This window comes from Streptomyces triticirhizae (assembly GCF_003696235.1).
Lineage (GTDB): Bacteria > Actinomycetota > Actinomycetes > Streptomycetales > Streptomycetaceae > Streptomyces > Streptomyces triticirhizae.
Window position 1 is genome coordinate 1 of record NZ_RFFJ01000189.1, and the last position, 11,486, is coordinate 11,486.

The 11,486-nt window shown below is 76.2% G+C and carries 11 protein-coding genes; 6 read left to right on the forward strand and 5 right to left on the reverse strand.

From position 1 onward, the window contains the following. A partial coding sequence (locus EBN88_RS24470) for a sirohydrochlorin chelatase (RefSeq protein WP_147472829.1) occupies positions 1-672 on the reverse strand: 672 nt, incomplete at its 3' end. Between the two features lie 194 nt (positions 673-866). On the opposite strand from EBN88_RS24470, the gene EBN88_RS24475 reads away from it, so the two are divergent. From EBN88_RS24475 to EBN88_RS24490, 4 genes are all read left to right on the forward strand, one after another. Further along, a complete protein-coding gene (locus EBN88_RS24475; protein ID WP_122399243.1) occupies positions 867-3,032 on the forward strand; it encodes a molybdopterin oxidoreductase family protein in 2,166 nt (721 codons plus the stop codon). Positions 3,033-3,108: 76 nt separating this feature from the next. Continuing rightward, on the forward strand, positions 3,109-3,477 hold the full coding sequence (locus EBN88_RS24480; protein WP_122399235.1) for a cupin domain-containing protein: 369 nt from the start codon (positions 3,109-3,111) through the stop codon (positions 3,475-3,477). A 260-nt stretch (positions 3,478-3,737) separates the two neighbouring features. After that, on the forward strand, positions 3,738-5,123 hold the full coding sequence (locus EBN88_RS24485; protein ID WP_122399236.1) for a hypothetical protein: 1,386 nt from the start codon (positions 3,738-3,740) through the stop codon (positions 5,121-5,123). A gap of 266 nt (positions 5,124-5,389) precedes the next feature. Beyond that, positions 5,390-6,853 (forward strand): bifunctional phosphatase PAP2/diacylglycerol kinase family protein, encoded by a 1,464-nt coding sequence (locus EBN88_RS24490; RefSeq protein ID WP_122399237.1) that lies wholly within the window; start codon positions 5,390-5,392, stop codon positions 6,851-6,853. Between the two features lie 41 nt (positions 6,854-6,894). Here the strand turns inward: EBN88_RS24490 and EBN88_RS24495 are convergent, their stop codons facing one another. Both EBN88_RS24495 and EBN88_RS24500 read right to left on the reverse strand, forming a co-directional pair. Beyond that, positions 6,895-7,404 carry a GNAT family N-acetyltransferase gene (locus tag EBN88_RS24495; RefSeq protein WP_122399238.1) on the reverse strand — a complete coding sequence of 170 codons (510 nt, stop codon included), beginning with the start codon at positions 7,402-7,404 and terminating at the stop codon, positions 6,895-6,897. Between the two features lie 164 nt (positions 7,405-7,568). Next, a complete protein-coding gene (locus EBN88_RS24500; protein WP_122399239.1) occupies positions 7,569-8,573 on the reverse strand; it encodes an AraC family transcriptional regulator in 1,005 nt (334 codons plus the stop codon). Between the two features lie 81 nt (positions 8,574-8,654). Here EBN88_RS24500 and EBN88_RS24505 point away from each other — a divergent pair, with 81 nt between their 5' ends. Further along, entirely contained in the window at positions 8,655-9,545 is an 891-nt protein-coding gene (locus EBN88_RS24505) for a Rossmann-fold NAD(P)-binding domain-containing protein (RefSeq protein ID WP_122399240.1), read from the forward strand. 53 nt (positions 9,546-9,598) lie between these two features. On the opposite strand, the gene EBN88_RS24510 is transcribed toward EBN88_RS24505, so the two are convergent. Both EBN88_RS24510 and EBN88_RS24515 read right to left on the reverse strand, forming a co-directional pair. Then, complete coding sequence (locus tag EBN88_RS24510; protein ID WP_122399241.1) at positions 9,599-10,141, reverse strand: AAA family ATPase; 543 nt, start codon at positions 10,139-10,141, stop codon at positions 9,599-9,601. Beyond that, positions 10,131-10,676 (reverse strand): GNAT family N-acetyltransferase, encoded by a 546-nt coding sequence (locus EBN88_RS24515; RefSeq protein WP_407703457.1) that lies wholly within the window; start codon positions 10,674-10,676, stop codon positions 10,131-10,133. The genes EBN88_RS24510 and EBN88_RS24515 overlap by 11 nt, the downstream gene beginning before the upstream one ends. Positions 10,677-11,020: 344 nt before the next feature. Here EBN88_RS24515 and EBN88_RS24520 point away from each other — a divergent pair. Continuing rightward, on the forward strand, positions 11,021-11,486 hold a 466-nt coding region (locus EBN88_RS24520), incomplete at its 3' end, for an FAD-dependent oxidoreductase (protein WP_158621513.1).

The following is an 11,486-nucleotide window of genomic DNA, read 5'->3' on the forward strand; positions in this document are numbered from 1 at the left end:
GTGCAGCAGCAGCCGGGCGAGCGCCGGGTGGCTGCCCAGCGGGGCGGCCACCACGCCGGGCGCCGCCTCGGCGCAGCGTTCGGCGAACCGGCCGGGCGCCACGAAGCAGGACGCCACCGCGACCTCCCGGTGCCCCCGCGCGCGCAGCGCCGCGACCGCCTCCGGCACCGTGGGCGCGCTGGCGGAGGCGTACGCCGGCACGACCGGGACGCCGCCGAGCCGGGTCGCGAGCATCGCCGCCGTGTAGCCGGTGCCGGCGGCCGACTCCGGGTCGCGGGAGCCCGCGGCGGCCAACACCACGGCGCTGCCGGGCCGGTAGCCGGCCTCGACCAGCCGGCTGTGCAGCGCCTCGGCGAGCAGCGGGTGCGGGCCGAGGGAGCCGGCGACGGTGGCCCGCAGCCGGTCGGCCACCGTCGCCAACGTGCCCGGGATGTCGTGCTTGACGTGGTAGCCACGGCTGAAGAGGAGCGGCACCAACACCGCCGAGCCGTGCAGCCGGTTCAGCGTCTCACCCAGCAGCGGCCGGTCGCTCTCCAGGTGCCCCAGCTCCACGCGGACGGACGGCCGCAGGGCGCGGACCAGCCGCACCAGCGCACGGACGACCGGCTCGGCCCTGGGGTCGGGCGAGCCGTGGGCCACGGCGACGAGGGTGGGCTGGCTGCGGTCGGTCATGGCACCAGCCTGCGCCCGCGAGATTGCCGCCGTGTTGCCGAGTCGTCACGACCGCCGGCCCCGTTCCTCACGCCTCGCGCGCCCGCGAGCTGAGCGGAACGCCGCCGACGGGCAACGCCCGGGGCCGTGCTCCGTAACCCAGGGCGTTGCCTTCCGTAACACGCCCGACAGACGATGGCGGCATGACGCGCCCCATGACCCCCGAGGCCCGTTCGGAAACCGGCGGCCCAGCCGCCGGCCCGGCCGTTGACCCGGCCGCCGCCGTCGACACGCACTGTCCTTACTGCGCGCTCCAGTGCGGGATGCGGCTGGCGCCCTCGCCGGCGACGGCCGGCGGGGTCGAGGTGGTGGAGCGCGAAGCGTTCCCCGTCAACCGGGGCGCGCTGTGCGGCAAGGGCCGCACCGCGCCCGAGGTGCTGGCGCGCGGGCTGCGGCTGACCCAGCCGCTGGTGCGGGACCCGGGCAGCGGGGCGCTGGTGCCGACCGACTGGGAGACCGCCCTGGACCGGGTGGCCGCCGGCCTCTCCGGCGTCCGCGAGCGGCACGGCGCCGACGCGGTCGGGGTCTTCGGCGGCGGCGGGCTGACCAACGAGAAGGCGTACGCGCTGGGCAAGTTCACGCGGCTGGTGCTGGGCTCCTCGCAGATCGACTACAACGGCAGGTTCTGCATGTCCTCGGCCGCCGCGGCCGGGAACCGGGCGTTCGGCGTGGACCGGGGGCTGCCGTTCCCGCTCGCGGACATCCCGCGCACCGGCTGTGTGATCCTCGTCGGCTCCAACCTCGCCGACACCATGCCGCCGGCGCTGCGCTACTTCACCGAGCTGAGGGAGAACGGCGGCACCCTGGTCGTCATCGACCCGCGCCGCACCAGGACCGCCGAGCAGGCCGACCTCCACCTCGCCCCGCGCCCCGGCACCGACCTGGCGCTGGCCCTGGGGATGCTGCACCTAGTGGTCGCCGAGGGCCGGGTCGACGAGGCGTTCGTCGCCGAGCGCACCTCCGGCTGGGAGGAGGCCAGGGCGGCGGCGATGGCGCACTGGCCGGAGCTGGTGGAACGGGTCACGGGGGTGCCCGTTCCCCGGCTGCGCGAGGCGGTGCGGATGTTCTGCGCGCCCGAGGCCGCGATGGTGCTGACGGCCAGGGGGCCCGAGCAGCACTCCAAGGGCACCGACACGGTGGGCGCCTGGATCAACCTGTGCCTGGCCACCGGCCGCGCCGGCCGGCCGCTGTCCGGCTACGGCTGCCTGACCGGGCAGGGCAACGGGCAGGGCGGGCGGGAACACGGGCAGAAGGCGGACCAGCTGCCCGGCTACCGGATGCTCGCCGACCAGGCCGCCAGGGAGCACGTCGCCGGCGTGTGGGGCGTCGACCCCGACACGCTGCCGGGCCCCGGGCGCAGCGCCTACGAGCTGCTCGACGCGCTGGGCCGCGACACCCCCGACGGGGTGCGGGCGCTGCTGCTGATGGCCTCCAACCCGGTGGTCTCGGCGCCCAGGGCGGCGCATGTCGAGGAACGCATGAGGGCGCTGGACTTCCTGGCGGTCTGCGACGTGGTCCTCTCGGAGAGCGCGCGGCTGGCGGACGTGGTGCTGCCCGTGACCCAGTGGGCGGAGGAGACCGGGACGATGACCAACCTGGAGGGCCGGGTGATCCTGCGGCAGCGCGCCGTCGCCCCGCCGCCCGGCTGCCGGAGCGACCTGGAGGTGCTCAACGCGCTGGCGGCGCGGCTGGGTTGGGAGAAGGGCTTCCGGACCGACCCGGCGGAGGTCTTCGACGAGCTGCGGCGCGCCTCGGCCGGCGGCAAGGCGGACTACTCGGGGATCACCTACCGGCGGATAGCCGAGGAGGACGGGGTCTTCTGGCCCTGCCCCGAACGCGCCGAGGGGCCGCCACACCCGGGCACGCCCCGGCTCTTCCTCGACCGGTTCGCCACGCCCGACGGGCGGGCCAGGTTCGCGCCGGTGCTCCACCGGCCGGCGGCCGAGGAGCCCGACGGGGAGTACCCGCTGCTGCTGACCACCGGGCGGGTGCTGGCGCAGTACCAGTCGGGGGCGCAGACCCGGCGGGTCGCGCGGCAGAACGCGGCGGCGCCGGGGCCTTTCGTGCAGCTGCACCCGAGGCTGGCCGACCGGCTGGGGGTGACGGAGGGTGAGCGGCTGGCGGTGGTCTCGCGGCGCGGGCGGGCGGTGGCCCCGGCCAGGATCAGCGCGGACATCCGGCCCGACACCGTGTTCATGCCGTTCCACTGGCCGGGTGAGGGGCGGGCCAACTCGCTGACGAACCCGGCGCTGGACCCGACGTCGCGGATGCCGGAGTTCAAGGTCTGCGCGGTGCGGGTGGAGCGCGCCGACGAGGCGTGACGGGCGGGCGACGGGCGGGGGTGACGGCGCGGCCGGTCCGGTTGCGGCGGGCGGTGGGGCGGGCAGCATGGAGGGCATGAACGACCTCACCCGGCTCGCCGACGAGCATCTGGCCCAGGCGTTGCAAGCCGAACACGGCCGCAGCGCCCATCTCTTCCTGCGGGACGGCCCGTTGCGGCAGAGCGTGATCGCGCTGGCCGGCGGGGCGCGGCTGGAGGAGCACGAGGCGCCGCCGGCGGCGAGCCTCCAGGTGCTGCGCGGGGAGGTGCGGATGCGCTGCGGCGAGGAGGACGTCGCGCTGCGCGCGGGGCAGCTGGCGCGGGTGCCGCAGAAGCGGCACGACCTGACGGCGGTGAGCGACGCGGTGGTGCTGTTGACCTCGGTGACGGCCACCGGGGAGCCGGTGGTCGTCACCGACACGCGCCGCACCTCGCGGTCCGGGTAGCCGCCGAGCGCGGGCGCCGTCGGTGCCCGGTCGGGGTGGCCGAACGGGCGGCGCTGCGGGGGCCGTTCGCTCGCGGCGGCGCCGGGCGCCGGCGTGACCGGCGCCGTCGGTTCGCGGCCGGGGTGTCTGGTCCCGGCAGGTGCGGTCTGGTCCTGGCGCGGCTGTCAAGGGGGATGGGCCGGTGTCATAGGCGCCCGCTAAGGTGACGGTGAGCAACAGCTCGGGGACACCCGAGGTCACAGCGGGGGGGATGGGGGCAGATGGAGGAGCAGGCGCGTCAGTCGGGGCCGGAGCAACTGCCGCCGTGGCCTCCCGCGTTGCCCGTCGAGTTGGCCGACCCCCGCTATCCGCCCGGGGTGACGCCCGAGGTCGGCGAGGCGGCGGCCCGGCTGCTGCGGCGGGTGCTCTCGCCGCTGCGGCTGCTGGGGCATATGACACTGGCCGTGTCCTTCGCGATAATCGCGGTGATCTTCGTCGTCACCAGCGAGTCCAGCGCGGACGGCGACGAGATGAACGCCCAGACCGGCCTCGCCGTCGGGCTGCCGATGCTCGCGGTCGCCACCCTGCTGCTGATCCTGCTGCTGCGCTCCGGACACCGGGCCGTCGTCGAGTTGAACGCGCTCATGCGCCACGTGCCACAGGCGGTGCCGCCGATGCCGGGGCGCCGGGCGCTGTGGGGCGCGGCCTCGGGCCTGGGGCTGCTGATCTGCCTGGCGTGCGGGGCCACCGGCATCAGCGAGACCGTGTCCGGGTCGGACGGGGAACCACCGGACGTGTACAAGGCGTTGGGGCTGTTCTCATGGACGGCGGTGGCGCTGCTCTGGTCCGTTCCCGGGCTGGTGCGGGCCTTCGGGCACCGCGCCCCGAGCCGGCCACCGATGCCGGCGATCCCGCCCGCGGGCTGGGCCCCGCTGGGGATGCCGGCGCCGCCGCCGGACAGTCACGAGGGGCGCACGCGGCGCCTCTACGCGAGCTACCGGAGCCCGGCTGAGCCGTTCGCGCTGAGCCGGCTCAGCGAGCGGCTCAGCCGCTGGATAACCAGCCTCTCCCGGAGTGCGGTGCTGGCCCTGAGCGCGTCGCTGACGCTGGTGGGCTGCGGGCTGGCCGTGCTGGCGGCCGTGGTGCCGTGGCAGGCGGACGACTGGCTGATATGGCCGCTGCTGGTGGCGCTGATCGGCTACCTGGTGCTGCTGCTCATGGAGATCACGCACTACGGCACCCGCCCGGGCTACATGGTGCTCTACATGCTGGCGGGGGTGGCGCTGGTCGTCATGTCCTGGCAGGGCCACCAGGACCTGACGCTGCGGGAGCGCGGCGAGTGGGCCACGGCGGAGATCGTCAGCAAGCGGAGCCCGGCACGCGGCAGCACCACGTGCGAGGTCCGGCTGATCGACACGGAGGGCGGGGCGGCCGGGGCGGGCCGGGTGCTGTCCCAACGGCTCAGCAACTGCCGGTCGTTGGCGCCCGGCGACCGCCTGGACCTCTTCTACGACCCGCTCGACCGGGTGCCCCCCGCCCGCGAGGAGCCAACCCTGGCGATGCCCGCCTGGTTCGGCGGCATCGGCGCGACAACGCTGCTGGCGACGACGCTGTTCTCGGTCAGCGGGGGCTATGCGCGTCGCCGCGAGCTGGACCTGCTGACCTGACGGAGCCGGCGTGGGGCGGCGGGGAACCGGCCGCCCGGGGCTCCGCTCCTCCCCTCTCCCCTCCGTCAGGAACGGGCCCAACCCCGGTGTTCTCCCGCTCCTTTCACCCGCCGTCACCACACGACACCGGAGCCCGCCGTCGCGGCATGGCGGCGCCGCGACCCCCGTGGCCAGCGCCGCGCCCCCGCGTGGCGGAGTTGATCGGGGGCGGTCGGGTACGTTCACTCGCGGTGACGTCGATCGATCGGAAAGGAGCGTGGCCGGACATGTCCACGTTGGGACGGTGGGATCGGCGGATCTTCGCGCGGGTGGCGGCGGCCGAGCCGCCGGGGGTGCAGGCGGTGCTGCCCCGGTTGAGCAGGGCCGCCAACCACAGTCGGCTCTGGCTGGCCTCGGCCGCCGGCCTCGCGGCCCTCGGCGGGCGCCCCGGCCGGCGGGCGGCGGCCCGGGGCGTCGCCGCGCTGGCGCTCGCCTCGTTGACCACCAACGTCTTCGTGAAGTACGCCGCCCACCGGGAGCGTCCGTTGATCGACGGGGTCCCGTTGGCGCGGCGGCTGGCGCGGTCGCCGCGCACCAGTTCGTTCCCCTCGGGGCACGCCGCCTCGGCGGCGGCCTTCGCCACCGGCGTCGCCCTGGAGTCCGGCGCCCTCGGCGCTGCCGTGGCCCCGGTCGCGGCGGCGGTGGCGGCCTCCCGGGTCTATGTCGGGGTGCACTACCCGGCCGACGTGCTGGCGGGCTGCGCCCTGGGCGTGGGCGCGGCGCTGGTCACCCACCGTTGGTGGCCGCGCCGCCCCGCCGACACGACGTTGCTGCACCACGCCGCCCACGCGCCGGCCCTGCCGGAGGGCGAGGGCCTGGTGGTGGTCGTCAACGAGAGCGCCGGGCAGGCCGGTTCGGACGCGGACCGGCTGCGGGAGCTGCTGCCGCAGGCGGAGGTGGTGCAACGCGCGGAGGGCGAGGACCTGTTGACGCTGCTGGACGCCGCCGCCGACCGGGCGGCCGAGCGCGGTGGGGCGCTGGGCGTCTGCGGCGGCGACGGCAGCGTCAACGCGGCGGCGGCCAGGGCCGTGGAGCGGCGGCTGCCGCTGGCGGTCTTCCCGGGCGGTACGTTGAACCACTTCGCGCTGGACATGGGGATACACGCCTTCGAGGACACGGCGGCGGCGCTGGCGGAGGGCCGGGCGATCGCGGTGGACCTGGCGCGGGTGCGTCCGGTCGGGCGGGCGACGGGGCCCACCACCCACTTCGTCAACACGTTCAGCCTGGGCCTGTATCCCGAACTGGTGCGGGCGCGCGAGCGGTTGGAGGACCGGATCGGCAAGTGGCCGTCGGCGGTGGTGTCGATGGCGCGGCTGATGCGCACGGGGCAGCCGATCGAGGTGGAGATCAACGGCCACCGCCAGCGGCTGTGGCTGCTCTTCGCGGGCAACGGCCTCTACTCCCCCGAGGGGTTCGCGCCCGCGCACCGCACCCAGCTCGACGACGGGCTGTTGGACGTGCGGACGGTGCGGGCCGACCGGCGGCTGGCCCGCACCCGGGTGGTGGTCGCCGCGCTCACCGGGACGCTGGGCAACTCGGGCGTCTACGCGGCGGCCCGGCTGCCCCGGCTGCGGCTCTCCGGGCTGCCGGGCGACGCGTCCCTCGCCTACGACGGCGAGGCCGGGCCGGCGCCGAGCGATCTGCTGATCGACAAGCACCCGGCGCCGCTGACCGTCTACCGCCGCGCCTGAGCCACGGCAACGCCAACGGCAACGGCACCTGCGGCGGGCGGTCAGGACTTCAGGTCGAGGGCCATGGTGTCGGCGTCGCCGTCCCTTCCCACCGGGACGAAGCCTCGGGAACGGTAGAGGGCGGCGACCCCGTTGCCGTCCTCGACGCTGAGGCTCAGCCGCGCGAGGCCGCGTTCGCGGGCGGCCGCCACCACGGCGTCCAGCAGCGCCCTGCCCACCCCGCGCCGCCGGTGGGCGGGCAGCACGCCCAGCGTCAACTCCGGCACGTCGGGCGCCACATAGCCGTAGCCGGGGTTGTCGGGGGGCAGCGGCCTGGCCCAGCAGGCGCCGATCCGCTCCCCCGTCGTCGGGTCCTCGGCGATGACCCCGAAGTCGTCGGGGCCCGGCCAACCGGCCACATACTGGGCCGACCTGGGGTCGGCCAGCAGCTGCTCCCGGGTGAACCTGGCCTCCCCGGTCCAGTTGAACGCCTCCAGCAGGATGTCGGCCAGGAAGTCGGCGTCCCGCTCGGTGGCGGGGCGCAGGGTCACGGACGGGCTGGCGTCGGTCATCGACGGCTCCTCACGGATGGGCCGGGGCTCGGCACACCCCGGGAACCCGAGAAGATCAACAGGAGGTGGGGGCCTGGTCAAGCGGGATTCGCCGGGGCGGAGCGGGTTCCCACGGGCGGCGCAGCCGGCTCCCCCGAACGGGGCGGGCGCGGCGCCCGGACCCCTCAGGACCCGGCCGCCGCGTCCGCCGTGGCGGCGGCGTCCCGGTGGTCGCTCGGGGTGATGCCGCGTTCCCGCTTGAACGCGGTGCTCAACGCGAAGGCGCTGCCGTAGCCGACGCGCCGGGCCACCGCCTCCACCGTCAGGTCCGGGTCGAGCAGCAGCTCGGCGGCCAGGTCCAGACGGCGGTCGGTGAGATGGGCCATCGGCGGCCGGCCGACCAGTTCGGTGAAGCGGCGGGCGAGGGCCGCCCGCGAGACGCCGACCTTGGCGGCCAGCGCCGCCACCGTCCAGGGGTGCGCGGGGTGTTCGCGGAGCAGCCGCAGCGCGGGGCCGACCACGGGGTCGCCGTGCGCCCGGTACCAGGCGGGCGGCTCGCTGCTGGGGCGTTCGAACCAGGCGCGCAGCACCGAGATCAGCAGCAGGTCGAGGACCCGGCCCAGCACCACGTTCTGCGCGGGCGCCTCGCGGGTGATCTCGGTGGTCAGCATCGGCAGCAGCGCGCAGTCCCACTCGCGTGGCCCCAGCGAGAGCACCGGCGGGAGGGCGCGCAGCAGGGAGCCGGTCACCTCGCTGGAGAGCGGATAGGTGCCGATCAGCAGCTCGTTGGGGGCGTCGGTCCCGGTGCCCCACGTGCGGGTGCCCAGGTCGAGCGTCTCGCACAGGTCGGTGCCGTCCGGGGCGACGCCGCACCCGCCGGGCAGGATCTCGGCCTGGAGCGGGCTGGCGGGGTCGTCGGCGACCCGGTAGGGCGCGGGGCCGCGCAGCACCGCGACGGAGCCGGCCGTCAACTGCCGTGGCAGGGCGGGCGCCTGGGCCTCCGGGCTCTCGGGGGTTTCCGGGCTCTCGGGGGTTTCGGGGATCAGCCAGGCGGTGCCGCGCACCACGCACAGCACGGTGAGGGGCGCCTGGTCCCGCACCAGCACGGCCCACGGCGGGCTCAGCAGCGCGCGCAGCAGGAACGGGTCGCGCGCCCTGGGGCCTTCGAGGAGGCTGGCCAACGGGTCCATGCCGGACAGCCTAGACGTTCGCTTATGGCCGCGAGCCGGCCAGCCATGTCGCCCGCGCTCGTCGGGCGCTGAAGTAGAGCCATGACAGAACACACCTTCACCGGGCCCCGCACGTTCCCCGACCGGACCGGGACCGAGCAGGCCGAACGCATCGACGCGGAGCGGGTGCTGGTCGTCGGCGGCACCGGCAAGAGCGGGCGGCGGGTCGCCGCGCTGCTGCCCGGCGCCCGGGTCGCCTCCCGGGCGGGCACCCCGCCCTTCGACTGGCGGCAACCCGCCACCTGGCCGGCCGTGTTGGGCGACGCCCGGGCCGTCTACCTCAGCTATCCGTCCGACATCGCCGCCCCCGGCGCCGCCGAGGACCTGGCGGCCTTCGCCGCGCTGGCGGCCCGCAGCGGAGTGCGCCGGCTGGTGCTGCTCTCCGGGCGCGGGATGCCGTGGGCCGCCGCATCCGAGGCGGCGGTCACCGGCTCGGGCCTGGAGTGGACGGTGCTGCGCGGCAGTTGGTTCGCGCAGAACTTCAGCGAGGAGTTTCTCGTCGAGGAGGTGCGCCGGGGCTCGTTCACGCTGCCGGTGCCGGCCACGGCGGCCGAGCCGTTCGTGGACCTCGACGACCTGGCCGAGGTCGCGGTCGCCGCGCTGACCGGGCCCGGGCTCGTCGGGCGGGTGCTGGAGTTGACCGGGCCGCGCGCGCTGACCATGACGGAGACCGCCGAGGCGCTGGCGGCTGCGATCGGCCGGCCGGTGGCGTTCCGGTCCGTCGCGCCCGCCGCCTACCGGGACGGGCTGGTCGCGCTGGGGCTGCCCGAGGGCGAGGCGGGGCTGTTGACGCACCTGTTCACCGAGGTCTTCGACGGCCGCAACACACCCGTCACGGCCGATGTCCCCGAGGTGCTGGGCCGCCGGGCCCGGGACTTCGCCTCCTACGCGCGGCGCGCGGCGGCGGCCGGCGCCTGGCCGTCGCCGGCCTGAGCCGCGCCGGACGCCGGCGGCCGGGATGAGCGGGCGCGCGGAGGGGACCGGGCTCACGGCGTCGGCGAAGGCAGCGGCGGCGGCGCGTCGAAGAGCGCCAACTCCTCGGGCGTCGGCGTCTCGAACCGCGTCGCCCAGTGCTCGAACTCCTCCGGCGGAATGACGAAGGTGTGCCGGTCGGGGGCCGCGTTGCGGGCCGCGAGGCGGCGGCGCAGCTCGGGCAGGGGCGGGTCCAGCAGGCAGAGCACCACCCGCGCCCCGAGGGCCCTGGCCTCGTTCCGGTACCGGTCGCGCTCCTCGCGGGACCACAGGCCCCAGTCGAGCACCACGTCCGCGCCCAGCCGCAGCACCCGGGTCGCCACCTGCCACTGGAGCGCCTCCACGGCCGCCCGCCGGACGTGCGACTCCGCGTCCGGCACGCCGGGTTGGAGGTCACGGAGCCAGTCGTCGGCGGTCAGCCGCAGCGCCGGGCGTTCGCGCTCCAGCCGGCGGGCCAGGGTGGTCTTGCCGGCGGGCCATAGGGTGGTCTTGCCGGCGGCCTGGCGGCCGCACGTCAGAAGGAGCGTGCCGGCGGCCCCAACCGCGCTACCAGACATCGCCGTCCCGCCAGTCGCACACCAACTCGGCGGTCAGGTCGATCGCGGCCCGGGGCAGCGGCAGCACGAAGACGCCGTCGTCGTCCTCCTCGGTGCGGGCGATGCCCAGCGGGGTGAGCGCCCAGGTCAGGCCCTGCCAGCGGCGCCAGCCCCTGGCCGCGTAGAAGTCGAGGGCCTCCTCGGTGGCGGACAGGGCGCCCAGCTCGTAGCCGCCCCTGATCACCCGCTCCAACTCGGCCATCATCGCCGCGCCATGGCCCCGCCCCCTGCGGTCGGCGCGCACCACCACGCCCTCCACATAGCCGGTGCGAAGGGCGCGACCGCCGTGTAGCACGCGCCGTTGCACCACCGAGGCGTGACCGATCAACTCCGCGCCCTCCCAGACCAGCGCGTGCACCCCGCCCAGCGCGTGCTCCCAGTCCTGGTCGGTCATGTCGCCGCCGAAGACCGTGTCGAGCAGGGCTCTGGCGGCGGCCAGCGTGCCGGAGTCGAGGTCGGCCGTGTGGGCGATCCGCAGCTCGGTCATGTGTGCCATCCTCGCAGCCACCACCGGTATCGCGGCAGGTCGCCGGGGGCGGGCGTGCTCCTCGGCGGCCGGGCCGGCGCGGTGGCGGCGCCGTGTCGGTTCGGGTCCCGGCTGTGGGTGGTGGGGCCGGTGTGCCCGGTGGAGCCATTGTGGATCAACGGACGGGCCGGGTGAAGGGCGCCTTCGCGCCCGGGAACACGGCGCCCGCCCCTCCCGCGCGCCCCCTTCTCACGGCCGCCCCCGCGCCCCGGCCCGTTCTCTCACACCGCGCCCCGGCGCCCGCTGAGATCAGCGTTGCGCCGGGGAAACGGAGGCGATGCGGTCGGGTAACAGCCGCCCCGATACTGAGAGACATGAGTGAGACAACCCGGGTGGTGATCGTCGGGGGCGGGATGGCCGGCGCGCGGCTGGCCCGCACGCTGGGCGCGGCCCGGGCGCTCGCCGTGACGGTGGTGGCGCAGGAGCAGCACCCGGCATACAACCGGGTGCTGCTCGCCGAGGTCGTCGCCGGCCGCTACCCGGCCGAGGTGATCGCCCTGCCGTCGGCGGGGCCGGCCGTCACCTGGCGCGGTGGTCTCTCCGCCACCGTTCTCGACCGGGAACGGCGGCTGGTGCGCTGCGCCGACGGCACCGAACTCCCCTACGACGTCCTGGTGTTGGCGACCGGCAGCGAGCCGGTCGCGGCCCCGCCCACCGAGCCGGAGGGCGGTCGGGGCGGCCAACCGCCCGCCGGCGTCCACCCGTTGCGCACCCTGGACGACGCGCACGCGGTGGCCGGGGCGGCCGGGCCCGGCGTGCGGGCCGTGGTGGTGGGCGGCG